Here is a 24,231-nt window from a genome sequence, read left to right on the forward strand (position 1 = left end):
TCATGCTTGGGATTTGCTACAAGCGCGCGGCGGGTTAAAGCCGCGCGCCCGGTATTACCGAACGGAATGTTTACTTCGTCTTCGCGGCATTCGCGAGAGCGGCAACTGCGCTCTTCGAATCCTGCGTCGAGTTCATGAACTTCGTCACGACGTCGGTGATCGCGCCTGCCGTTGCGTCACCTTGCGCCATGCCGTGAGCCAGCGACGGCACATAACCGCCTGCCTTGATGGCCGTTTGTTCATCGGCGTACGACTGCTTGCCGCATGCGTCGAACTTAGCCATCGATACACCCAGGCGAACCGGGATCGAGCCCTTGTACAGGCTGAACTGTTCCTGGAATGCAGGCGACATGATGGTCTTGGCGAGCGCCAGTTGTCCCGGCGTCGCTTCCTTCGAGCCCTTCTGCTGGAAGAACACGAACGAGTCGACGTTGAACGTGTACTGCTTCGAGGTGCCCGGCACCGGTGCGCAGACATAGTCCGTACCGGCGGTCTTGTTCGCGCCTGCGAACTCGCCCTTGGCCCAGTCGCCCATGAACTGCATGCCGGCCTTGCCGTTGATGACCATGGCGGTTGCCAGGTTCCAGTCGCGGCCGGTGCGGCCGTTATCGAAATACGTTTCGATCTTGCGCACCGTGTCGAACACGCCAACCATCTGGTCCGACGTCAGCGTCTTCTGGTCCAGATCGACAATCGCTTTCTTGTAGAAGTCCGCGCCTTGCGACAGCACGACGTCTTCCCACAAGGTCAGGTCTTGCCACGGCTGGCCGCCTGCTGCCACCGGAACGATGCCCTGGGCCTTCATCTTGTCAGCCAGTTCGAAGAATTCCGGCCACGTGGTCGGAACCTTGCCGCCTGCCTTGTCCAGCGCTGCCTTGTTGATCCACAGCCAGTTCACGCGATGCACCGAGAACGGTGCTGCAACGTAGTGGCCATCGGCGTGCATGATCTTGTCGATTTCGGGCGGCAGGTTCTTCTTCCAGTCACCGGCAACCGAGTCGATCGGCACGAGCACGCCTTGTTCAGCCCATTCCTGGATCAGCGGACCCTTGATCTGTGCTGCCGACGGTGCGTTGCCCGAGATGACCTGGGTCTTGAGCGCCGTCATGGCCGCAGCACCCGCGCCGCCTGCAACGGCGAAGTCCTTCCAGGTGTAGCCCTCTTTGGTCATGTCGTCTTTCAAGACGCCAACGGCCTTCGACTCACCACCGGAAGTCCACCAGTGCAGTACCGACAGGGATTCAGCTGCCTGAACCGCTTGCGCCGACACGCCGCACAACAGACCTGCGGCGCCGAGCGCGCCGATGAGCTTGCGAAATTTCATTGTTTATCTCCTCCGAACACCTGAACAAAAAACGATTGGCCCCTGATGCCGCCAGGAAGCGATGGCTGGAACATGAACAAACTGAAGTGGCCGGTTATCGGCGGTGTCGGCGGGATAAGGCCAAGCATTGTCCAGGGCAAGTAACCTTGGGCAAGCCAGCCTGGCCGGCAGACCGAACCACGGCCGCACGGCTCTCAAGAGATGAGTGTGTCGAATCGCAACTGTGTCTCCTCTTTTGATTTTTGCCCGTTCACACTGGCATGAGCCAGCGCGGCGTGCGTCCGGGGTTTTGCATCAACGCGGTTTTTTCCCTTGCCGCACCGTTGCCTATCTGGCAAAAGCGTCATCGGCTCAGGTCCATTACCATGCAACTAGACATGAATCTCCGGGAAAACACGCATGTTCTGATTGACTAAGTGTTTTTTTCCGGGATCACGTTACCCCTTGATTTGAATTGTAGTTAAACTACAATTCAGTGTCAAAAAAAATTTTATCGGACTACGGTCCTACTGAACCCCAGCGGAGACACATGCAAAACGACTCGAATTTCACCTTTGTTCTGTTCGGCGGAACAGGCGATCTTTCGATGCGCAAGATCCTGCCGGCGCTGTTCGAAGCGCACCGGGGCGGAATGCTCGCTGAAGGCGGCAAGATCGTCGCGGTGGCGCGCGCCGCCGAAGATCGCGAGGCGTATTTGAAGTGGGTCGATGAACACGTCAAGCCGCACGTGTCGAAGAACGGTGTCGACGAAAGCGTGTGGAAGACTTTCCTTGCGCGCTTTGTCTACGTTCGTCTCGATCTCGGCAAGCCGGAAGACTTCAAGCTGCTGCGCGATGCGGTGAACGAGCACGGCGGCACGCGGGTGTTTTACCTCGCGACGGGACCGTCGCTGTTCGTGCCAATTTGCCGTGCGCTCGCCGATGTCGGCCTGAACGAAAACGCGCGGATCGTGCTGGAAAAGCCGCTGGGCTACGACCTGAAGTCGTCGAAGGCCATCAACGACGCGGTCGGCGAGATTTTCCAGGAAGAGCAGATTTATCGGATCGATCACTATCTCGGTAAGGAGCCGGTGCAGAACCTGCTGGCGTTGCGCTTTGGCAATGCGTTGTTCGAACCACTGTGGCGCCGCGAATGGGTGGAGAGCATCCAGATCACGATTGCGGAAGAGCTGGGCGTGGAAGCGCGCGGCGATTTCTACGACAACACCGGCGCATTGCGCGACATGGTGCAGAACCACTTGCTGCAGTTGCTTTCCATCGTGACGATGGAACCGCCGCATTCCATGGATTCCGATTCCGTACGGGACGAAAAGCTGCGCGTGCTGCGCGCGCTTAAACCCGTCGATCCGCGCGACATCAGCAAGGTTGCCGTGCGCGGCCAATATCATGCTGGCGTGATCAAGGGTACGTCGGTGCCGGCGTACGCTACCGAAAAGGGCGTGCGGCCGGATAGCCATACCGAGACGTTTGTGGCGTTGAAGGTGGAGATCGAAAACTGGCGCTGGGCTGGCGTGCCGTTTTTCCTGCGCACCGGCAAGCGGCTGGCGGATCGTACGGCAGAGATTGTCGTGAATTTCCGTCCCGTGCCGCATTCGGCGCTGGGTGCCAACGCGTTGCGGGCAGGCGCGAACCGGTTGGTGATTCGCTTGCAGCCGAACGAAACCATTCGCCTGTACTGCCTGGCCAAGCAGCCCGGCGAGGGCATGAATCTCGCGAGCGTCCATCTGGATCTCGCCTTCGACAAGTTTTTCAAGGAAGGGCAGATGGAGGCGTATCAGCGCCTGCTGCTCGACGTGATCAACGGACGTCTCGCGTTGTTCGTGCGGCGCGATGAGCAGGAAGCGGCGTGGCGTTATGTTGAGCCGATCCTGGACGAGTGGGCATCGTCGGGGAAACCACCTAAGCCTTATGCATCGGGCACGTGGGGACCGGCGGCGGCAAGTGCGATGCTGGCGCAGCACGGCACCTGCTGGCTGGAAGAAGAGAATTAAGACTAAGTATCAAGGCTAAGAATCAAGACTGGTATTGAGACCGTTGTAATGGGTCGGTGGAACGTGTTCTAAGACGTACGTGCTGTAGACATGTTGCAATTAAAGCCGAGACAAATCCCGTTGCGTGACGCTGAAAGCAGTTCAAGCGTTGTCGCAACGGGCGAAATGAAACCAAAACAAGGCAGCATGGAGGAGCAGTGATCCAGCTTCATACTTTTGATGAGCCAAGCGCCCAATCCGACGCGTTGGCAGAAGCGGTAGGCGACGCGCTTACCGCAACGCTCGCAGCTCGCGGAGCGGCGTCGGCTGACGCCGCTGTGGCTGGCAATCCCACCCAACACGCAACGCTCGCCGTATCCGGCGGCACGAGCCCGAAGCCGTTCCTGCAAACCCTTTCGGCCTATGCGCTCGACTGGACGCATATCAACGTCACCCTGGTCGATGACCGTTGGGTGCCGGAGTCGGACACCGCGAGCAATGCACGCCTGGTGCGTGAAACACTGTTGCAGAATGCAGCGAGCGGCGCCTATTTCCTGCCGCTGGTGGACACGGCGCGGCCATTGGATGCGCACATCGCAGATTTGAATGGTGATCCGCAGCGCCGGGTGCCTGACGTTGCCGTGCTCGGCATGGGCGAGGACGGCCATACGGCGTCCATTTTCGCCGATGCCCCCGAGTGGGACTTTGCGATATCGACGGCTGACCGGTTTATATCGGTACATCCGGGCAGTGCGCCGCACGCGCGTGTGTCGTTGTCCATGTCCGCGCTCAAGGACGTCAAGCAGCTTTATCTGTTCATTAGTGGGCAGAAGAAGCTGGATGTACTAACCGCTGCGCTTGCCGCACCGCAAAAAAACGCCATCTCGACGCTGGCTAATACTCAGGGAGTCAGGCTCGATGTCTACTGGTGTGCAAAGTAAGGCCGTAACGGTAGCGGCCGGAAGTCAGCACGCCGACGGACCCCGGCTTTTGGCCGATGTTGGCGGTACGAACGCGCGATTTGCGCTCGAGACGTCGCCGGGTGTGATTGGTGAAATACGGGTGTATCCCGGCCGTGACTATCCGGGCATTGCTGAGGCAATGCAGCAGTATCTGAAGGACATCAAGGTGGCCCGCGTCAACCACGCGGCCGTGGCGATTGCGAATCCGGTGGACGGCGATCACGTCTCCATGACGAATCACGACTGGAGCTTTTCGATCGAGGCTACGCGCCGCGCGCTGGGTTTCGATACGCTTCTGGTCGTGAACGACTTCACCGCTTTGGCGATGGCGTTGCCGGGCCTGACCGATGCCCAGCGCGTGCAGATCGGCGGCGGTGCGCGCCGGCAGAACAGTGTGATTGGCTTGCTTGGGCCGGGTACGGGCTTGGGCGTGTCCGGCCTGATTCCCGCCGATGACCGCTGGATTGCTCTTGGTAGCGAAGGTGGTCATGCGAGCTTTGCGCCGTCGAATGAGCGTGAAGACCTGGTGATGCGTTTTGCGCGCAAGAAATTTCCGCACGTGTCGTTCGAGCGTGTGTCGGCGGGACCGGGTTTGTTGCTGATTTACCAGGCGCTTGCCGAACGCGATAGCGTGAGCGTGGCGGACGATCTCGAGTCGGCCAGCATTACACAGCGCGCGCACGATGGCGAGGCGCTTGCGCTTGAAGCCGTGAACTGTTTCTGCGGCATTCTTGGCACGTTTGCCGGGAATATTGCGGTGACGCTGGGTGCGCTGGGCGGGATATTTATCGGCGGCGGGGTGGTGTTGAAGTTGGGCGAGTTGTTCACGAAGTCGCCGTTTCGCGAGCGGTTTGAAGCGAAGGGGCGTTTTCAGCAGTATTTGTCGAGCGTGCCCACGTTCATTATCACGGCAGAATATCCGGCGTTTCTGGGGGTATCGGCTATTTTGTCGGAGCAGTTGTCGAATCGTGCGAACGGCGGTTCGTCCGCGGTGTTCGAGCGGATTCGCCAGATGCGCGATGCGTTGACGCCGGCCGAGCGCCGCGTGGCGGATCTTGCTTTGAACCATCCGCGTTCGATCATCAATGATCCGATCATCGATATAGCGCGCAAGGCTGACGTGAGCCAGCCGACGGTAATTCGCTTTTGCCGGTCGCTGGGTTGCCAGGGCTTATCCGATTTCAAGCTGAAGCTGGCGACGGGCCTGACGGGCACGATTCCGGTGAGCCACAGCCAGGTGCATCTGGGCGATACCGCCACGGATTTTGGTGCGAAGGTATTGGACAACACGGTGTCCGCGATCTTGCAATTGCGTGAGCATTTGAACTTCGATCATGTGGAGCGTGCGATCGATATTCTCAATGGCGCGCGGCGAATTGAGTTTTATGGCTTGGGCAATTCGAACATCGTGGCGCAGGATGCGCATTACAAGTTCTTTCGTTTCGGCATCCCGACCATTGCTTATGGCGATTTGTACATGCAGGCGGCGTCGGCGGCGTTGTTGGGCAAGGGCGATGTGATTGTGGCGGTATCGAAGTCGGGGCGTGCGCCGGAGTTATTGCGTGTGCTTGAGATAGCGATGCAGCAGGGCGCGACGGTGGTGGCGATCACGTCGAGCAACACGCCGTTGGCCAAGCGGGCGACGGTGGCGTTGGAAACGGATCACATTGAGATCCGCGAATCGCAGATGTCGATGATTTCGCGCATCTTGCATCTTGTGATGATCGACATACTTGCGGTTGGCGTGGCGATTCGTCGTGCGGTGCCGGCGAGTGCCGATGTGAGCGATGCGATGGCAAAGGTGCGTGAAGCGGGCGACGACGATACGGGCGCGGTGCTTGACTGGCTGAGCCACGGCGCGGCGGGCATAGCACGCGACTGAAGGTCGTGAGACGTGGCGCGCCAGAGCGGGCGCTCCAATAAAAAAACCGCCAATGCGAAGTTCGCATTGGCGGTTTTTTGCGCTTAGGGGCGCGTAGCGCGTGAGGGAAAGCGAAGGGCCGTGCAAGTCCGTAGGCGAACTGATCTTGCCCGAGAGCACGGGTGGCGAAGCGTGTCTATGTCGGGATTCGCGAGAAGGAGGGTTTCAACCATTGGTGGTTCTGGCGAGCACCGTGCTTTTGGGGCACCTATGCATGAAAACTGCACGCTGTGGACACTTAGGGTAGAGCGTTTAAAGCGTTTTCTTTGCTTCGTTTCTTTGTCGCTTTGGACAAAGAAATGACGTGCTGCCACGCACAGTGGCTAACAGTGATAAAAAGATTAGCAAACCTAAGCAGACCAAAGACCCTAAAAGCAGCAACCGGGCAAAGACTCAATAACGACCACCTCGACCCACCCAATCAAACCCGCGTCCACCGGTGCGAACGAACAAATAAAAAACGGTGCGATGCCCTTTCAGACACCGCACCGATACGCGCCTCTCGCAGCAGCGTGAAAACCTTATGACTCTCTCTCTGTCGTACTTGCTCCGGCTGATTCGTTCGTTTTAGAACGAGTGCTGGATGCCTGCGTACACGCCCGTCTGGTTATGGCCAGGCAGTGGGTTGTCGGTCGAAACCGTGTCACCCGCGGCGTTCGCGTTCAGGCCAAAATTGGCGCTCTTGCTGTTGCGTGCCGATGCAACCTGGATGTCCAACAACGTACGCTTGGACAGGTTGTACGAACCGCCGACCGTGTAGATGTTGGCATTGCCGCCACCGTTGTTCGCATTGACGTGATAAACCGCTGCGATCAAAGCTGCAGCCGGCGTAGCTTGCCACGTCACACCGCCCCATTCCTGATCAGTCGTCGTCGGCGTGCCGATAGGTACATTGGTTTCACCCGAAGTACGCGACGCTTGATACACGGCCTGAATCTTGAACTGGCCGAGGAACACGTTGATGCCGGCGAAGTATTCACGACCGTAGTTGAACGGACCGTTCGGCGATCCCGCGGCTGTATCGCCCAGGCCACCATTCACGTTGTTGCGGATCTCGTCGTACAGGCCACGAATCTGGAACAGCGAGTTCGTGTAGGTCACTTGCAGACCACCTTCACGACCCGTCCCCGGTGTCGCTGGGTTGCCGCCGCTACCGTTGAAGCCCGTCGTGTTCGAGAAAGCGTACTGGCCATAGACATCAAAGCCCGCGATCTTCGGCGACTGGTACGACACGTTGTTGCTCGATTGCGGCCAGTTGCGGCCACGCACCAGCGACGCCGACGACCAGTTCGACTGACCGAACGGATCGAAGTCCCACACGCCGTTCGAGATGAACAGTTCGCGACCCAGCAACAGGGTACCGAACTGGTCGTTGGCGATACCGACTGTCGCCCAACGATTGAAGATACCGTTGTTACCCGGGCCCTGACCGGTCATGGTGTTGAAGCTGCCTTCCAACTGGAACACGGCCTTGTTGCCGCCGCCCAGATCTTCGACGCCCTTCATCCCCCACAGGCTCGTACCCCAGTCACCACTTTCCGCACGGAAACGATTTGAGCTGCCGGTGGTGACGCCAGGACCAGCAGATCCGTTACTTGTAGGCGCGCCCGACATATATTCGATACCAGCATCAAGCCGGCCATAGAGCGTCACGCTACTTTGAGCGTGTGCTGCAACGCCGACCGTCAGCAGCGAAGCCGCGAGCAAAGCTTTCTTCATCATCTCCTCCAACCCTGTCAAAAAATAGAAGCCCAAGTGCGGCGGTAGTGGTTCGGCGCCAGCGCACCGAACCGGAAACTATTTAGAGGGATGACACGCAAAGGGGTGGTGTCCTTGACATCCGGTGGGCCGTTGACTGACCTCCAGTGTCACAACCAACCCTTGGGATTGGTGTCTCCTCAGTTCTTTTTGAAGTAAAACTACTTTTAATGAACTTCGTTTCCGTACTTTGATTACTAATTTAGCAAATTACCTTTGTGCCGCCAAGAAAATTGTTGTCAACCCATTTTCTGTCTCGAAAATGCAATGAACGATGTGTTGCGAGTTTGCACAAAGAAGGTAAAAAACGGTGGAAAGCCTTATGGGCTAACGATGTGGGCGATCCTGACTCTTAACGGTATGGATTGCCTCTATTGACGGGCGATGCGCGTGAGGTTAATGCGCCGAGGGCTTAACAACGTTTGCCTGTTTAGATATACCAACTAAAAAAGCGCCCCGCGGGGCGCTTTCAGATGTGCAACGGAGGCGGTCTGTAGTTTTACTTCAGGCTGCCCGACAGAAATTGCCTGAGCCGTTCGCTGCGGGTATTGCCGAAAACGTCGTCGGGACGTCCTTCCTCTTCTATTCGTCCCTGATGCAGGAACACCACGTGATTCGACACATTCCGTGCAAACGCCATTTCGTGGGTTACCACGATCATCGTGCGGCCTTCTTCGGCAAGCGTCTGCATCACCTTCAGCACTTCGCCGACCAGTTCGGGGTCCAGCGCCGAGGTCGGTTCATCGAAGAGCATGACGTCCGGGTGCATGGCCAGCGCCCGCGCGATAGCCACGCGCTGCTGCTGGCCGCCCGACAGATGCGACGGATACTGCTGCTCCAGCCGCGGCGCAAGTCCCACTTTCTCGAGATAAGTGCGCGCACGGTCCTGCGCTTCCCGTTTCGACAGCCCCAGCACCTTCAGCGGCGCCTCCATCACGTTTTCCAGCACGCTCAGGTGCGACCACAGGTTGAAGTGCTGGAACACCATGGAGAGGCGCGTGCGCATGCGCTGCAACTGTTTGGGCTCAGCCGCCTTCAGCGCGCCGTACTTGTCCTTGAGCGTGCGGATTTCCTCGCCATCGACGAAAATCCGGCCCTGATTCGGCTGCTCCAGGAAGTTGATGCAGCGGAGCATCGTGCTCTTGCCCGACCCCGATGAGCCGATGACGCTGATCACATCGCCGGCTTTCGCCCGCAAAGAGACGCCCTTGAGGACCTCGTTGTCGCCGTACTGCTTGTGCAGGTTATCGACGAAAAGCTTTGATGCCGGTGTGTTCATGATGTGCCGATCCCGTTCCTGTTCCCGTTCCCGTTCCTGTTCCTTGAGGCTTATTTACCCTGCGGCCGCAAATAGGCGAGCCAGCGGTATTCGGCACGCCGAAACAACCACACGAGCGCGAACGAAATGCAGAGGTAAAGCACGGCGGCAATGCCGAACGCCTGGAACGACTGATAAGTCGCGGAATTCACGTCGCGGGCGATCTTGAGGATGTCCGGCACGGTGGCGGTGAACGCGACGGTGGTCGCGTGCAGCATCAGGATCACTTCGTTGCTGTAGTAGGGGAGCGCCCGGCGCAACGCCGACGGCAGGATCACGCGCCGGTAGAGCGTGAACGACGACATGCCGTAGGCGCGCGCTGCTTCGATCTCACCGTAAGGCGTCGCCCGGATCGCGCCGGCGAAGATTTCCGTGGTGTACGCGCAGGTATTCAGCGTGAACGCGAGCAGCGTGCAGTGCATGCCGTCGCGGAAAAACTGGTTCAGCAGCACGTGGTCACGAACCACTTGCAGACTGTAGAGCCCCGTGTAGCAGAGCAGCAGTTGCACGTAGAGCGGCGTGCCGCGGAAGATATACGTGTAGACCCAGACGCCGCGCGACAGGAACTTGTTCTTCGATACCCGCGCGACCGACAACGGGATCGACAGGCAGAAACCGAGCACGATCGATACAACCAGCAGCCACATAGTGATGGCGAGGCCGGTGATGCGATAACCGTCGGTGAACAAATAGTTGCGCCAGTATTCCTGGATGATTTCGAGCATGGATTCCGCCGCGTGGGGTTACCTGACAGTGTCTGGATTCGCTGTGATTGTCTTCATGCGCCGGCTACGGCTGCTTTCGGCTTCTCGTGCTTCTCGTGCTTCTCATGGCCATGGCTACAGGTCGGCCTTGCGCACGCCCGACGAGTAGCGCCGTTCAAGCCACATCAGCACGAGATTCGATATCGTCGTGATCACGAGATAAACCGCGCCCGCGAGCAGCGTGAAAAAGAAGAACCGCAACGTGCCCTTGCCGGCGTCCTGAGCGGCCTTGACCACGTCGGCCAGACCGATAATCGATACCAGCGCGGTCGCTTTCACCATCACCTGCCAGTTGTTGCCAATGCCCGGCAGCGCGAAACGCATCATCTGCGGGAACATGATTCGCGAGAAGGTTTGCCACGGCGTCATGCCATAAGCCGCGCCCGCTTCAAGCTGGCCGCGCGGCACCGAGAGAAATGCGCCGCGGAAAGTCTCGGTGAAATACGCGCCGTAGATGAACCCAAGCACGATGACACCGGCCACGAAAGGATCGATATCGATCTGATCCCAGCCTAGGAAGTCGGTGAGTTGATTCAGCCAGATCTGGATGCTGTAGAACAGGAGCAGCATCAGCACGAGGTCGGGAACGCCGCGCACGAGCGTGGTGTAGATCGTGCCGACACCCGATGAAATGCGGTTCCTCGATAGTTTCGCCGCGGCCCCGAGGAGTCCGATCACGAATGCGAACACGAGCGACAAGACCGCCAGCTTGACGGTTTGCCATGTGCCCGAGAGGATAAGCGGCCCGTAGCCTTGCAGAAACATGGTGATTCCTTGATGACGTGCGCGTGTGCCGTGGCCTTCGCTGTTTTCACTGTGGCCAGGTTAGCCGCGTTTTTTTGCCTGAATTCGCATAACCGCTCATAGCCGCTGTCTGGCGGACTGCTTTGGGTGTTCGGTGAACCTGCGCCTCTCGCCTTGCCTGGTTCCTGGTTCCTGATTTATCCGGTTGCTCTGGTTATCCGCACCCGCCGTCAGTAGCCGCGCTGCCGGGTTGCTTTTAACTGCCTCTATCCTGTTTTTGTTGCTGTTCCAGTTCGTCGACAAACCGCTGGTCGCTGACGGCTGCCGCCGCTTCGCCCGCACCCAGATGCACGGCTGCCGACTGACGGTCTTCGGCGGTGCTTATTCTAGGTGTCCAAAATTGGTGCGTTTATCGACAAAGACCTTTCACCCGAAAAAACGCTGTCTCGGCTGGAGCCCGCGACTGGAGCCCGCAACTGAAGCCCGCGACTTAAGTCCGCGGGCGCATCATGCGGCTTTCCCGGTGCGGCTTGTCTGGCGGGGCGTCGACATCTCCGGCCCGTTGACCCTTGAAAAGGCCGGTATTCTACCCGAAGCCGACCGGTGCGCCTGCGGTCCGGCTTAGGCTCCCGTTACCCTGATGCTACGGGCAAAGTCCGCCGGCCAAGCCCGTGCGCTGTCGCGATTGCATGCATTTTCAGGACGGTGTGGTGCCTGCGCGGGCGATTGTTTAGCGCGGTGCGTGCCCTTACATTCTCTCCATCGCAATATCACCGGGAGTTCGATATGTTTGAAATTCGACGCGCCAATGAACGCGGCCACGCTAACCACGGCTGGCTCGATTCGTATCACAGCTTTTCTTTCGCCGGCTACGACGACCCGAAGCACGTGCATTTCGGCGCGCTGCGGGTTATCAACGAGGATCGTGTGGCGGGTGGCCAGGGTTTCGGGACGCACGGCCATCGCGACATGGAAATTATCAGTTACGTGCTTGAGGGCGGACTGTCGCACAAGGACAGCATGGGCAATGGGTCGACCATCCATCCCGGCGATGTCCAGCGCATGAGCGCCGGCACGGGCGTGCGTCATAGCGAGTTCAATGGCTCCGCGACTGAAACCGCGCATTTCCTGCAGATCTGGATCATCCCGGACGCAGCGGGCAATGCGCCGGGCTACGAGGAAAAGCATTTCGACGACGCTGAAAAGCGTGGCCGGTTGCAGGTCATCGCGTCGCCGCAGGGACGGGATGGCGCGGTGAAGCTGGGTGCCGATGCCGAAGTCTACGCAGGTCTTTTCGACGGCGATGAACGCGCGGAATTCGACGTGCCGGCTGGCCGCCGCGTGTATGTCCATGTGGCGCGGGGCGCGATTTCGGTGAACGGTGAAGCGCTGGTCGCCGGCGATGCCGCCAAGCTGGAAGGAGTCTCGAAGGTCACGCTGGATCAAGGCGCCGGTGCTGAAGTGATCCTGTTCGACCTGGCTTGAGCTGAAGTAAGCGTTATCGGCCGGTTTTTCCAGGCATCGGCCGGGAGGTCGGGAAAACGTTAAAAGGCCGCGGAAGCCATTCCGCGGCCTTTTGTGTTGTTAGCGCGCGTCGGATTTTCGGATGCGCCTGAACGGCGCCGCTGCGTGTCCGCTGGATCATCACGGAACAGGATTGTGTCGGCCGTCGTTTCAACGCCAAACGCCAAACGCAATGTTGCATTGCGCTAACGCAAAAAAAGCCGTTCCAACGTTGATTAGAACGGCTTGGCCGTCACCCTGCGATTAAACCGGCGGCCCGCGCCGCTTCAATCACCCGCTCAAGGATTTGCGGCCGATGCACCTGCAGGCGCACCCGGCATGCCGCGATGCTGACCCCAGCGCTCACCCATCTTTTCCCGGCGCGCTTCCATTTTTGCGAAGCGCTGCTTGAGTGCCGTACTGACCGTGGTCTTCTGCTGGTCGTTCAGCGTGTTATAGAAGTTCAGCCACGCGGCGCTCGTCTGGTCGCGCAACTGGGAATTCTGCTGCTCGATCTTCTGGTGCGCCGCGTACATGGCGTTCAGATCGAGAATGGGCTGCTGTTTCATTGATTCCATTTGCGCGTGCATTTGCTTGTGGCTTTCACGCACGGCCTCATGGTTCTGCTTCATGGTGCCAAGCGCGGCCTGCCACGCTTTTTCCTGGTCTGCGTTCAGATTGAGCTGGCTGTGCAACTTGTCCATCTCTTTCTTCATCCGCATTTCCCCATGATGCCCGCCCGGGCCTCCAGGCCCGCCCATCATGCCCGGACCGCCGGGCGGCGGCGCGTCGGGCGCGGCGGCGCTGGCGGCGTTGACCGCGCCGATCGACAGGGCGAGCGCGGCGGCGGTGATGGCGAGGAATCGGGACTGCTTAAACATGGTCTACTCCTTTTTGATTTCCAGAGCCGATCTGGCTGCGCCGTTTCGGTGGTCGCGCCTTCGGTAAGACACAGCGTAGACAGTCGCCGCGACGCGCGTGTTACGAGCGGGGGCGCCGTTATTACGCCGGTTTACTTTCGCCTTTCGTGGTAACACCCAGTAAACGTTTCCGCTGTGATTGCAATGTGGAGGCCCCGCGCAGGCGTTAAACTGCGTCGCATGGCTACTCAAATACTTGTCGTCGACGACGACGCTGAACTGCGCGATCTCCTGCGCGACTACCTGGTCCGGCAGGGCATCGAGGTATCGGTGCTGCATGACGCGGGCACACTCGAACGGCGCCTCGAACGCGAGCGCCCGGACCTGATCGTGCTCGACCTGATGATGCCGGGTGTGGACGGACTGACCGCGTTGCGCAAGTTACGCGCTTCGGGCGACGACATCCCGGTGATCATGCTGACGGCGCGCGCGGATGACGTGGATCGCATTGTTGGATTGGAACTCGGCGCTGACGACTATCTCGGCAAGCCGTTCAATCCGCGCGAGTTGCTGGCGCGCGTGCAGGCGGTGTTGCGCCGGCGCCGTACGATTCCGTCGGCGGCGCCCGAGCAGCGCGAACCGTTCTCATTCGGGCGTTTCCGGCTCGACTTCCAGTCGCGCACGCTTCATCAGGACGAGACGCCGCTCACGCTGTCGGGCAGCGAGTTCGCATTGCTGAAGATTTTCGTCAATCACCCCATGCGCACGCTGACGCGCGAGCGCCTGCTCGAACTGCTGCACGGTCCGGAATACGACGGCACCGACCGCGGTATCGACGTGCAGGTGTGGCGTCTGCGCCGGATCCTCGAAACCGATCCGTCTACGCCGCGTTTTATCCAGACGGTGCGCGGACGTGGTTATGTGTTCGTGCCGGACGGCGAGCAAAATGCGTCGGCCCATTGATTCACTGTTCGGCCGGCTGGTTGTCCTGGTCATCGGCGTGCTCGTTTTGTCGCACGTCGCCTGGTTCACCGTCATCCGGCTCGAGCGGGATCAGACCCAAACGCGCTACGCGGTAGAAGAAGCCGCGTTCCTGGTCGACGCCGTCCGCCAGCACATCACGAATTCGCCAGATCAGCCGCTGCCGTCGAGCGTGCGCGTAGTCGAAGCCAACAGTCCTGACGTTCCCAAACCCTTCACCGACGCTGACACCAGCCGCGTGCCGCCGCAGTTTGGGCGATTTATCGAAGACTTGCGGGATCGTCTGCCGGACGGCACCGACGTTCGCATCGGTGAGCCGGGCGGCCCGCCGCGCCTGTGGGTGCGAGGCGCGAAGGATGCCAACTGGATTGTCGTGCCCGTGCAGCCCTTGCGTCCGCCGCGTTCGCGCGACCGGATGCTGCTTTGGCTCGCGATTATTTTCTCTACCGCTGTGATGGCTGCGCTCTTTGCTGCGTGGCAATTGCAGACGCCGTTGCGTTCGCTGGCCCAGGCTGTCGGACGTTTCGGCCGGGGTGAACCCACTCCGCCGGTACCGGAACGCGGTCCGCGCGAGTTGCGGCAGTTGACCCACGGGTTCAACCAGATGGTGCGCGAAGTGGAGCAGACGGAAAGCGATCGCGCGGTCATGCTCGCGGGGGTCGCCCATGATCTGAAGACGCCGCTTGCGCGTTTGCGCCTGCGCGCTGAAATGATGGATGAAGCGAAAGTGCGGGATGGCGTGGTGCGCGACGTGGAATCCATGGCGCATATCGTCGACCAGTTTCTCGTGTTCGCGCACGACGGCGCCGATCGCAGCGAGCCAGCCGAAGTTGATCAGCAGTGCGAGCGCATTGCGCGCAGTTATCGCGCGGTCACGGTGGGAGCGCCGTCTGTTCAGACCCGGCTCACGGCGGGGCGGGACTTCGCGTTGCCCGCGGCAACGCTCGACCGCTTGTTGTCCAACCTGCTCGATAACGCTCACGCGTACGGCGCACCGCCTATGGTGATCGAAACGTTGCGCGGGACACATGGCTGGATTTTGCGTGTCATGGACAGCGGCAGTGGGATCGCGGCACATGATCTGGTGAAGGCGAGCCGGCCGTTCGTCAGGCTCGATCCGGCGCGCGGCGGCAGTGGCCACAGCGGGTTGGGACTTGCGATTGTTGAGCGGCTCGTGCGGCGGGCGGGTGGTGAATGCGAAATTGGCAATCGTCCTGAAGGCGGCCTGCAGGTCGTGATGACCTTTCCTTTTGATGTCGTGGCACGCTCGGCCGAGATGTTGCACGGCGACGTGATGCACGAAGCGCGCGTGATGTGATTGTGTGATTGGCCATCCCGGGGCTAGATGTCCTCGGGCGAAGCGGTTTGAGGAGGCGGCCAAAACGCGGCCGCCAGAACCTCGCAGCGCCAGCGAACCCCAGCCTGGCGCCAGGCAATGTCTCTAGTCGAACAACGTATTGAGTGCGGAAGCCGCTTCGCTGTCGACGGTGTTGTACGTCACGGTCGCGGCCTCGAAAATATAGTGCGTGGTGTATTTGCCGAACCGCGCCAGGATTTCCTCCTGGATCACTTCAGGCGCGACATCGAGACGCAAATACCAGGCAGTCGAAGAGAGCCTCGTCTGGAACGCACCATACTCGGCCAGCAAGTGATCGAATGCTTCAGCGTCCTGATCGCGGCAAACAATGACCAGATTTCCCTTCATGCACCCCTCCTGATAACGGCAGATATCGAACTCGAAGGTCGATAATACCTGCTGTCGTGCCGCTGCCGCACCACTCCTTTCGGCCAACGTCTCGCCAAATTGCCGTTTCAGCTGCCGTTTTAACTTTGAACTTCGTGTCAGGCCGTTTCAGGATGCCGCGGCATGGGGGGCCGGGTATCGGCCGGGCGCACTTCACTGCGGTCACGCCCGCCCGATTTCGCCGCATATAATGCCAGGTCCGCGCGCTTGAGCAGGTTTTCAGCGGTATCGCCGTCGCTCAGTTCCGTGATGCCAATGCTCACACTCAACATGGTGTCGTCAGGAAGATAGGCGCAATGCTCCTGATTGAAGCGCTTGCGCAGGCGTTCGAGAACCGTGTGGGCATCGGCGAGCGCCGTATGCGGCAACAGCAAGCCAAATTCCTCACCGCCCAACCGCCCGACACCGTCGCTTGCGCGCAGTTGCTCCTCGCACATCCGCACGAAATGTTCGAGCGCGCGGTCGCCGGTTGCGTGGCCGAAGCGGTCGTTCACCTGCTTGAAGTGATCAAGATCAGCGATTGCCACTGACAGCGGCACGCCACTCGAGCGGGCCAGATCGACTTCGCGACGCAAGGTATCGAGGAAATAACGTCGTGACAGCGCTCCGGTCAACGCGTCGTGCCGGGCTTCGGCGGACAACAGCGTATTGGCCGACTGCAACTGGTTGGCCAGATGGCGCGTGGCCCGGTGCAAGCGCCGTTCGCGCAGGTACGACACGGTGATCACAATGGCCAGCAGGCTCACGCCGAGCGCCGTCAGGAAGACCAGCAGCCGGTCGCGGCGTTGATTGCTCACAATTTCCGCCCAGTTCGGCAGCGGATGGACAATATGCGCGGCAAGCCCGGAGTTCAGACCGGTGCGTTCGTCGTAGAGAGAGGGTGCGCTGCTGTCGCCGGAGGAGAAAAACGACTGCGCGAGCGAAGGCGGCAGCCAAGGGGCGTCCGCCCGCACGCGTTCTCCGATGTTGGTCAGCTGCAGCGTACGGAAATCGACCCGCCGATACGCATCCAGCCGCTCCGACCGGGACATCCGCAGCACGGGCGAATCCGGCAGCACGCGGTTTTCGAGCTGGCTTTCGTGAGCCATGACGATCACGCCGTTGCTGTCGGTGACGAATGTGCCCGCGCGTGCAACCCAGTGGCGCAGGCGGTCGACGCTCACTTTCGCGATCACCGCGCCCACCAGGAAGCCGTCCCGATACACCGGCGTGGCGATGAAAATGCCGGGATCGCCGCTCATCCGGCCGACGCCGTATGTCTCGTTGAACGCGCCGAGCAGCGCTTTCTGGATATATCCGCGCATGCGCATGTCGGCGCCAACGAAGCTGTTCGAGTCAATCCCATTGCTCGACGCCACGCAAAAACCATCGCTATTGACGACCCATACGTAGTCGAGGCCCGTGAAGCCGCGGGCGTTGCGCAGGAAGTTGTCGAGTTTGGCGAGTGCCGGCACGGCGAGCCATTTGGCTCGCCGTTCGGGCTCGGATTGCCCGGTTTCTTCAGCGGAACTGTGGGATTGGGCGAGCGCCAGCTGGATCATGTCCATTTCGGCGATAGTCGCCGGAATCGCCCGGGACATGGCGAGGTCGCTGGCAATGATCTGCGCGGTGTTGTCGACGATTGACGCGGCCATTTGCTGCTCCACGCGTACCGACGTGGTCAGTTCTTGCTGTACCATTCGGTCCGACACCATCCCGGCGGCAACCCAGCACACGCATGCAAGCAACGCGATGGCGAGCGTCGCGATGGCGCGGTGAAAGGTTGTCTTGTTCATCGATCCTCTGGCCTGTCTGACTGTGGCGCGGGATGTGGCACAACCCCGCGCGACGAGCATGTTATGTGTGTTTTACCAGCATGTGAGCATCTTACCGGGCGCAGCCGCGCGCACATCGGTAGTTCGCCCGATGTGCCGTAGCTTGGCGGCCGAAATCAGCGTCAGCCGCACCTCATGCTTTGTTCGTTCGCCCGGCGAGCGTCCCGCAGTCCGATTTGCCCAGGTTCGCTCTGATTCACTTACCCGGCCCACGCCGCCACGCCTCGATTGGACGACGTTTTCTCCTGGCCATCAAGTTCTTATCGGCGCGAGCGCGCGTTTCTGAACCGCGTGTCCACGTCCACCACTAGTTAGCCGTTTAATCGGAGGCTGTGCTGAGGGCGGTGGTTTCGGAAAACACGCAACAGACCCGCCGGCTGAGGTTGTGCGTGAAACAAAGGTTGGTGTAGTGTCGTGCGTTTCCGAAATGGTCAAGTTGTATGTCGGCCCGGCGAATCAAGCGTGCGAGCGGATCCCGCCCGGAAGGCGCGGAACTCTGCTGATTTGATGGAGTGGCGGGAAGGCGAGGCGGCCTGCACGGACGCGGGGCGAGTGGGGAAGAGCGGGTATCCGCTTGGGAAACAAGAATACAGGCAATAACACAGGCGCCGGACGTTGCTTCGCGCGACGAAAAGCCTGCTGCAACGAGCCTCAACGAGAAGGGCGTGGAATGGATTTTGGCTTTAACCTGACTCGAACGGCGAACGCTTCGGCGTGGCGTCTATTGCCCAACCGGTGGGATTTCGTCGCGTTCCCGCTGATTATTTGCGTGCTCGCGCTCACCGTGGTCGGCTTCCACGAGACGTTGGCGCCCATCTCGACACTGCAAACGCAGGCCATCTCGCTCGACCCGTCGAACCTGCCCGAATACGCGCTGCGAACGACCTTGCGCATGCTCGCGGCCATGGTGGCGTCGCTGGTCTTCACGCTGATCTACGGCACCCTCGCGGCGAAGAGCCGGCGGGCGTCCGTCGTGCTCGTGCCAATCCTGGACATTCTCCAGTCGGTGCCGGTGCTCGGTTATATCTCGTTCACGGTCACGTTCTTTCTCGCGTTGTTTCCGGGGCGCGTGTTCGGCGCCGAGCTGGCAGCGATTTTCGCGATTTTTACGAGCCAGGCGTGGAACATGACGTTCAGCTTCTATCAGTCGCTACGCACCGTGCCGCGCGATCTCGATGAAGTCTCGCGCGGTTTTCACCTGACCAACTGGCAGCGCTTCTGGAAGCTCGAAGTGCCGTTTTCGATGCCCGGCCTCATCTGGAACATGATGATGTCGATGTCAGGCGGCTGGTTCTTCGTGGTCGCCTCCGAAGCGATCGTGGTCGGTAACCGCACGATCGTATTGCCGGGTATCGGCGCGTATCTGGCAACCGCCATTGGCGAGCGGAACCTCGGCGCGATCGGCTGGGTGATCCTGGCCATGACGGTGGTGATCCTGGCCTACGATCAGCTCTTGTTCCGTCCGCTGGTTGCCTGGGCCGACAAATTCCGCATGGAAAACACGAGCTCGGGCAACGTGCCGGAGTCGTGGCTGCTCGACCTGATTCGCCGCACGCGTTTGATTCACCAGTTGCTGGTGCCGGCGGGCTGGATGATCGGCAAGATGGCGCGGGTGCCGCTGAAACTGCCTTCGCTGCAAGGCCGCCTGCCGAAATTTCCGATAGCGTTGGCCGGGTCGACGCTCGGGACGCTCGGCGCGCGCAGCAAGTCGCGCAATCCTTCCCGTGCCGGCGATATCGCGTGGGCGATCGTTGTCCTCGCGCTGACGGTGTTCCTGGTGTGGAAAGTGACGGTTTTCGTGAGCACGGGCGTCACGTGGGGCGAAGTCTGGCACGTCTTCTGGCTGGGCTTGATCACGTTGTTTCGCGTGATGGTGCTGATCGCGATTGCTTCGGTGATCTGGGTTCCGGTCGGTGTATTGATCGGCTTGCGGCCCGCCCTGGCCAGCAAGATCCAGCCGCTCGCGCAGTTCCTGGCCGCGTTCCCGGCGAATTTGCTGTTCCCGGTGTTTGTTGTGGTGATCGTGAAGTTCAACCTGAACCCGGATATCTGGCTCTCGCCGCTGATCGTGCTCGGCACGCAGTGGTATATCCTTTTCAACGTGATTGCCGGGGCGACGTCGTATCCGAACGATTACCGTGAAGCGGCCACCAACTTCCAGATCAAAGGTTGGCAGTGGTGGCGTCAGGCCATCCTGCCGGGCATTTTCCCGTATTACGTGACTGGCGCGATCACCGCGTCGGGCGGGGCGTGGAATGCGAGCATCGTGGCGGAAGCGGTGTCGTGGGGTCATACGAAAATCGTGGCGCACGGGCTTGGCGCGTATATAGCGGAAAGCACGGCCAACGGCGATTATCCGAAAATCATTCTCGGTATTGCCGTCATGTCGCTGTTCGTCACACTCTTTAACCGGCTTTTGTGGCGCCCGTTGTTCGCTTATTCCGAAGCGCGCCTGAGGCTGGACTGAGTTTGGACTGAGCTTAGACTGACTCTGAAGCCCGTCGCCAGCGGCCGTACCCTTAAATTCATGTAATCAGCAACGCGCGAGCGATCATGTCAACGCAGACGAATACGACTACCCACACGCCGCCGATCCCGCCGCGCCTCGGCGAGGAAATCCTGAACGTCGAGAACGTCAGTCGCGGCTTCAACAAGACGCAGGGCGAGCTGCTCGTGCTCGAAGACGTGAACCTGACGCTCAATGCAGGCGAGATCGTCGGGTTGCTGGGCCGTTCGGGATCCGGCAAATCGACGCTGCTGCGGATCATCGCCGGACTGATCGAGCCGACCGGTGGCCAGGTCACTTACTTGAACGAACCGTTGCACGGTCCGGCGAAAGGCGTGGCCATGGTCTTCCAGACCTTCGCGCTGTTTCCGTGGCTGACCGTGCTGCAGAACGTGGAAGCGGGGCTGGAGGCGCAGGGCGTGCCGGCGAAAGTACGGCGCGAGCGGGCGCTGGCAGCCATCGACCTCATCGGTCTCGATGGTTTCGAAAACGCGTATCCGCGTGAGCTATCGGGCGGCATGCGTCAGCGTGTGGGGTTTGCGCGCGCGTTGGTCGTTGACCCGACGTTGTTACTCATGGACGAGCCGTTTTCCGCACTCGACGTGCTGACCGCCGAAAACTTGCGTACCGACCTGCTCGACCTCTGGACGCAAGGCAAGATGCCGATCAAGTCGGTGTTGATCGTGACGCATAACATTGAGGAGGCGGTGTTCATGTGCGACCGGATCCTGGTGTTGTCGTCGAATCCGGGACGCGTCATGGCCGAAATCCGCGTGCCGTTCAAGCACCCGCGCAATCGGCTCGACCCCGCGTTCCGCCGTTTGGTCGACGATATCTACGCCAAGATGACCGCGCGTCAACTCGGTGAAGAGAAGAAGAAGGGCCTGGATCTGAGCAGCTGGCTGCCGCAGGTCTCGACCAACCTGATGGCCGGTCTGATCGAAACGCTCGCCGCCGATCCGTATCACGGCCGCGCCGACATGCCGGAGATCGCGCGTTCGCTGCATCTGGAGGTCGACGATCTGTTTCCGGTGGCCGAAGTGCTTCAGCATCTGGGTTTCGCCGATGTGCGTGAGGGTGACATTTTCCTGACGCCGCCGGCCCGCGTGTTCGCCGAGTTCGGGACGCAGGAACGCAAGATGATGTTCGCGGAGCATTTGCTGCGGCACGTGCCGCTCGCCGCGCGGATCAAGAAGGTGCTCAATGAGCGGCCGGGGCATCGTGCGCCGCGGGTGCGCTTCGAGCAGGAACTGGAAGATTTTCTCTCCGATAAAGCCGCCGAGGAAACGCTGGATGCGGTCATCAACTGGGGCCGTTATGGCGAGATTTTCTCGTACAACGACCAGACCGAAATTTTCAGCCTGGAAGACGTCGAATCCTGACGCGTGGAAAGTGAAGAAAGCTTGAATCGCGCTGACCGGCGCAAAAAAAACGCGGCAGATCCGGAAACGGACGCCGCGTTTTTTGCGTTATATGGGCCGTGTTTTAGTCATCAGCAAAGCGCTCAGTTTTACTGATCGAATGGTTTTGGAGCGGAAACAACCTGATTGCCGACGACGTTGAAAACGTCGGGCGCAGTTATTTCAGGGCGTGGCGAAACCCGCGCCCATTAAGGCTCTCAGCGATTCAATCGCGCCTTGTTGGAACGATTTTCGCAAGATTGCTTCCGCGTAAATCGTGCATTACCCTTCGAGTCCCCCGCCTTTCCACTCGCGCGCAGGTCGTCCTGCGCGCGGCAAGCACCACCGGGCAAACGCTTCAGTCACCCTGAAACGTGGAGACAAGAAGATGCGCCGAACGCGCCTGTCGTTACCGTCCATGCTGACGTCCCGGACGAGTGTGCTATCTCGTTTGTCGATTGGCTTGGCGTGCCTGTTGCGCGCTCCGTCCGCGCTCGCCGTTTGCGACAACCTCGCGCCCGCGAGCGGACAAACCGCCACGTGCAATGCCAATGCGCCGAATCCGTCCACGCTGCCCGTCGTGGCTCTCGCCGGCAGTACTGGTGTCACCGTCGTCGTGCTTCCAGGTGCGGGCATCAGCGTGAACAACAGCAGCGGCATCGCTATTCAGGATTCGAGCACGGTACAGAACTTCGGAACGATTCAAAACACCGCCAATTCATTCGATGGCATCACCTCCGAGGGAATCCCATCCGGCATCGGGCATAACGCCGTCACGAATGGCGGCTCGATTCATACGTCCGGCGTGGAATCGGAAGGCATCTACAACGGCTCGGCGGCCGTCACGATGGTGAATACGGCGAGCGGCGTGATCGGCACGAGCGGGACAGGGTCGGCGGCCATGCTGGACTTGTCGGCCGCCGGCGGCGGCACGCTAACCAACCATGGCACGATTACCACGTCCGGCGATGACTCTTACGGCATGGCTGCCGAAACCTCCGGCGATGCGCTCGTCAACAGCGGCACGATTACGACCACAGGCGCTCGATCGTACGGCTTGCTCGCGAACGGGGGGAGTGGACCGGGCAACACGACGCTGACAAATAACGGGTCCATCGATGTCTCCGGATCGAACGCGCACGGCATCGTGTCCCTCGATGCTTCGGCAGGGCTCGTCACGAACACCGGCTCGATCGTCGCGCACGGAGCGGGCGGACTCGGCGCGTTTTTCGCGCAAGGGGTCACCTTGACCAACACCGCCAACGCCCGGATTGCGAGCGATCAGGGCAACGGCATCGACGCGAACGGCGGCGGCAGATTCAACAACGCCGGGACCATAACGGGCGGCGGCGTGGGGTTATCGTCGGTCGGTGGCGACGCGGTGATCGTGAACAGTGGGGTGATCGAAGGCGGGTCGAATGCCGCGATTTTGACCAGCGGTCCGTTCGCCGTCACCATCACGAACACAGGCCAGATTACGGGTGGCGCCGGCGTGGCCGTGTCGACCGATACCGGCGTGAACACCTTCAACATGAACGGCGGCACGGTCAGTGGACTGATCAGTCAAGGTACGGGCATCAACACGTTTGTCATGCAGGCGGGGCAGGTCGATTCCGTCGACCAGGGCGGCGCTCAGCCACGCTTCACGCTAAACGGCGGGCGCGTCACGGGAGACCTGACGAACGGCGGCGCGGTCACGATCACGGGTGGGCGCATTGGCAGCGTGGCGATGACGGCCGCCCAGAACGCCTTCGCCATGTCAGGCGGACAAATCGATACCAACCTGACAGCCGGCTCCGGCACGACGAGTTTCACTTTGTCGGGCGGGACGATAGGCGGCGCGGTCACACTGGGGGGCGGCGCGAACACGATCGCGGTCACGGGCGGATCGATCGCGCAGGGCATCGCGTCGGGCGATGGAGCCACGACCTTCGGATGGCTGGGAGGCGGGGTAATCGGCGGGACGGTGTCGTTCGGAGCGGGCTGGGTGGCCGCCACGTTGTCGAATTTGAACGACGCCAACCTCGCCGGGTTATCGGCATTCGATGGGGGCACCGCGCAGAGTGCCCTGACGTTCGACCATACGCAAACCAGCGGGCTTAGCCGTTTCACGAACTGGGACAGCATCGCGCTGACGAACGGCAGCCGGATCTCGCTCGACGATCGCGGCGTGTCATTGGGCAACGCGACGGCGCAAACGGGCCTGTTCGATATCGATTCAACCAGCACGCTTGTCTGGAACGGCGGCGGGCAATCTGCAGTCACGACCGTTGTGCCGGGCGGGCGGGTGAGCGTGAGCAACGCGGGCACGATCGATCTGACCGGCGGCGCGAGTCCACGCAATACGCTCATGGTCAACGGCGACTATGTCGGCCATGGCGGGCAATTGCGGGTGCAGAGCGTGCTCGGAGCGGATAGCTCGCCGAGCGGAAAGCTGGTGATTTCGCAAGGTGCGGCGACGGGCAATACCGCGATTGGGGTGACGAACGCGGGTGGCGCGGGCGCGCTGACGCTGAGCGACGGGATCATGGTCGTGCAGGCAATTCAGGGCGGGACGACGGCGACGACTGCGTTTTCATTGGCGAATCCGGTCAAGGCGGGGGCGTTTACGTACTTTTTGTTCCGAGGTGGCGTGACGGCGGGCACGGGAGATAACTGGTATT

At 60.6% G+C, this 24,231-nt stretch carries 16 protein-coding genes and 1 pseudogene; 9 read left to right on the forward strand and 8 right to left on the reverse strand.

The window, feature by feature from the left end:
• Window positions 1-70: 70 nt before the first annotated feature.
• Window positions 71-1,324, reverse strand: coding sequence for an ABC transporter substrate-binding protein (locus GSQ93_RS15215; protein WP_158936498.1), 1,254 nt, complete (start codon window positions 1,322-1,324; stop codon window positions 71-73).
• Between the two features lie 529 nt (window positions 1,325-1,853).
• On the opposite strand from GSQ93_RS15215, the gene zwf reads away from it, so the two are divergent.
• The 3 genes from zwf to GSQ93_RS15230 all read left to right on the forward strand — a co-directional run bounded on the left by zwf (window position 1,854) and on the right by GSQ93_RS15230 (window position 6,137).
• Entirely contained in the window at window positions 1,854-3,314 is a 1,461-nt protein-coding gene (zwf, locus tag GSQ93_RS15220) for a glucose-6-phosphate dehydrogenase (protein ID WP_158936499.1), read from the forward strand.
• A gap of 197 nt (window positions 3,315-3,511) precedes the next feature.
• A complete protein-coding gene (gene pgl / locus GSQ93_RS15225; RefSeq protein WP_158936500.1) occupies window positions 3,512-4,234 on the forward strand; it encodes a 6-phosphogluconolactonase in 723 nt (240 codons plus the stop codon).
• Complete coding sequence (locus GSQ93_RS15230) at window positions 4,212-6,137, forward strand: bifunctional transcriptional regulator/glucokinase (protein ID WP_158936501.1); 1,926 nt, start codon at window positions 4,212-4,214, stop codon at window positions 6,135-6,137. The genes pgl and GSQ93_RS15230 overlap by 23 nt, the downstream gene beginning before the upstream one ends.
• A gap of 606 nt (window positions 6,138-6,743) precedes the next feature.
• Here GSQ93_RS15230 and GSQ93_RS15235 read toward each other — a convergent pair.
• The 4 genes from GSQ93_RS15235 to GSQ93_RS15250 form a co-directional block, all read right to left on the reverse strand.
• Window positions 6,744-7,895, reverse strand: coding sequence for a porin (locus tag GSQ93_RS15235; protein WP_158936838.1), 1,152 nt, complete (start codon window positions 7,893-7,895; stop codon window positions 6,744-6,746).
• Between the two features lie 538 nt (window positions 7,896-8,433).
• Window positions 8,434-9,213 (reverse strand): ABC transporter ATP-binding protein, encoded by a 780-nt coding sequence (locus tag GSQ93_RS15240; RefSeq protein ID WP_158936502.1) that lies wholly within the window; start codon window positions 9,211-9,213, stop codon window positions 8,434-8,436.
• 50 nt (window positions 9,214-9,263) lie between these two features.
• Entirely contained in the window at window positions 9,264-9,977 is a 714-nt protein-coding gene (locus GSQ93_RS15245; RefSeq protein ID WP_158936503.1) for an ABC transporter permease, read from the reverse strand.
• Between the two features lie 114 nt (window positions 9,978-10,091).
• Window positions 10,092-10,781, reverse strand: a complete 690-nt coding sequence (locus GSQ93_RS15250; protein ID WP_158936504.1) for an ABC transporter permease — start codon at window positions 10,779-10,781, stop codon at window positions 10,092-10,094.
• Window positions 10,782-11,546: 765 nt separating this feature from the next.
• Here GSQ93_RS15250 and GSQ93_RS15255 point away from each other — a divergent pair.
• Window positions 11,547-12,245: a pirin family protein gene (locus GSQ93_RS15255; RefSeq protein ID WP_158936505.1), complete on the forward strand. Its 699-nt coding sequence runs from the start codon at window positions 11,547-11,549 to the stop codon at window positions 12,243-12,245.
• A 317-nt stretch (window positions 12,246-12,562) separates the two neighbouring features.
• On the opposite strand, the gene GSQ93_RS15260 is transcribed toward GSQ93_RS15255, so the two are convergent.
• On the reverse strand, window positions 12,563-13,144 hold the full coding sequence (locus GSQ93_RS15260; protein ID WP_158936506.1) for a periplasmic heavy metal sensor: 582 nt from the start codon (window positions 13,142-13,144) through the stop codon (window positions 12,563-12,565).
• Between the two features lie 219 nt (window positions 13,145-13,363).
• Here GSQ93_RS15260 and GSQ93_RS15265 point away from each other — a divergent pair, with 219 nt between their 5' ends.
• A complete protein-coding gene (locus GSQ93_RS15265; protein ID WP_047896230.1) occupies window positions 13,364-14,086 on the forward strand; it encodes a response regulator in 723 nt (240 codons plus the stop codon).
• Window positions 14,070-15,422, forward strand: coding sequence for an ATP-binding protein (locus GSQ93_RS15270; RefSeq protein WP_158936507.1), 1,353 nt, complete (start codon window positions 14,070-14,072; stop codon window positions 15,420-15,422). Before GSQ93_RS15265 ends, GSQ93_RS15270 begins: the two co-directional genes overlap by 17 nt.
• Before the next feature lie 123 nt (window positions 15,423-15,545).
• Here the strand turns inward: GSQ93_RS15270 and GSQ93_RS15275 are convergent, their stop codons facing one another.
• Window positions 15,546-15,809 (reverse strand): hypothetical protein, encoded by a 264-nt coding sequence (locus GSQ93_RS15275; protein WP_050381213.1) that lies wholly within the window; start codon window positions 15,807-15,809, stop codon window positions 15,546-15,548.
• Between the two features lie 137 nt (window positions 15,810-15,946).
• Window positions 15,947-17,623 carry a sensor domain-containing diguanylate cyclase gene (locus GSQ93_RS15280; RefSeq protein ID WP_158936508.1) on the reverse strand — a complete coding sequence of 559 codons (1,677 nt, stop codon included), beginning with the start codon at window positions 17,621-17,623 and terminating at the stop codon, window positions 15,947-15,949.
• 709 nt (window positions 17,624-18,332) lie between these two features.
• On the opposite strand from GSQ93_RS15280, the gene GSQ93_RS15285 reads away from it, so the two are divergent.
• The 3 genes and pseudogenes from GSQ93_RS15285 to GSQ93_RS15295 all read left to right on the forward strand — a co-directional run.
• Window positions 18,333-20,129, forward strand: a complete 1,797-nt coding sequence (locus GSQ93_RS15285; protein WP_158936509.1) for an ABC transporter permease subunit — start codon at window positions 18,333-18,335, stop codon at window positions 20,127-20,129.
• A gap of 86 nt (window positions 20,130-20,215) precedes the next feature.
• Complete coding sequence (locus GSQ93_RS15290; protein WP_158936510.1) at window positions 20,216-21,550, forward strand: AAA-associated domain-containing protein; 1,335 nt, start codon at window positions 20,216-20,218, stop codon at window positions 21,548-21,550.
• A 406-nt stretch (window positions 21,551-21,956) separates the two neighbouring features.
• A pseudogene (locus GSQ93_RS15295) lies at window positions 21,957-24,231 on the forward strand (hypothetical protein); the annotation flags it as partial.

It is taken from the genome of Burkholderia sp. S171 (assembly GCF_009766085.1).
GTDB lineage: Bacteria > Pseudomonadota > Gammaproteobacteria > Burkholderiales > Burkholderiaceae > Caballeronia.

Bases quoted from the DNA above. Each gene is read 5' to 3' on its own strand.
- GSQ93_RS15215 (WP_158936498.1), bottom strand. From the start codon at position 1,324: ATGAAATTTCGCAAGCTCATCGGCGCGCTCGGCGCCGCAGGTCTGTTG.
- zwf (WP_158936499.1), top strand. From the start codon at position 1,854: ATGCAAAACGACTCGAATTTCACCTTTGTTCTGTTCGGCGGAACAGGC.
- GSQ93_RS15230 (WP_158936501.1), top strand. From the start codon at position 4,212: ATGTCTACTGGTGTGCAAAGTAAGGCCGTAACGGTAGCGGCCGGAAGT.
- GSQ93_RS15235 (WP_158936838.1), bottom strand. From the start codon at position 7,895: ATGAAGAAAGCTTTGCTCGCGGCTTCGCTGCTGACGGTCGGCGTTGCA.
- GSQ93_RS15240 (WP_158936502.1), bottom strand. From the start codon at position 9,213: ATGAACACACCGGCATCAAAGCTTTTCGTCGATAACCTGCACAAGCAG.
- GSQ93_RS15245 (WP_158936503.1), bottom strand. From the start codon at position 9,977: ATGCTCGAAATCATCCAGGAATACTGGCGCAACTATTTGTTCACCGAC.
- GSQ93_RS15250 (WP_158936504.1), bottom strand. From the start codon at position 10,781: ATGTTTCTGCAAGGCTACGGGCCGCTTATCCTCTCGGGCACATGGCAA.
- GSQ93_RS15255 (WP_158936505.1), top strand. From the start codon at position 11,547: ATGTTTGAAATTCGACGCGCCAATGAACGCGGCCACGCTAACCACGGC.
- GSQ93_RS15260 (WP_158936506.1), bottom strand. From the start codon at position 13,144: ATGTTTAAGCAGTCCCGATTCCTCGCCATCACCGCCGCCGCGCTCGCC.
- GSQ93_RS15265 (WP_047896230.1), top strand. From the start codon at position 13,364: ATGGCTACTCAAATACTTGTCGTCGACGACGACGCTGAACTGCGCGAT.
- GSQ93_RS15270 (WP_158936507.1), top strand. From the start codon at position 14,070: ATGCGTCGGCCCATTGATTCACTGTTCGGCCGGCTGGTTGTCCTGGTC.
- GSQ93_RS15275 (WP_050381213.1), bottom strand. From the start codon at position 15,809: ATGAAGGGAAATCTGGTCATTGTTTGCCGCGATCAGGACGCTGAAGCA.
- GSQ93_RS15280 (WP_158936508.1), bottom strand. From the start codon at position 17,623: ATGAACAAGACAACCTTTCACCGCGCCATCGCGACGCTCGCCATCGCG.
- GSQ93_RS15285 (WP_158936509.1), top strand. From the start codon at position 18,333: ATGGATTTTGGCTTTAACCTGACTCGAACGGCGAACGCTTCGGCGTGG.
- GSQ93_RS15290 (WP_158936510.1), top strand. From the start codon at position 20,216: ATGTCAACGCAGACGAATACGACTACCCACACGCCGCCGATCCCGCCG.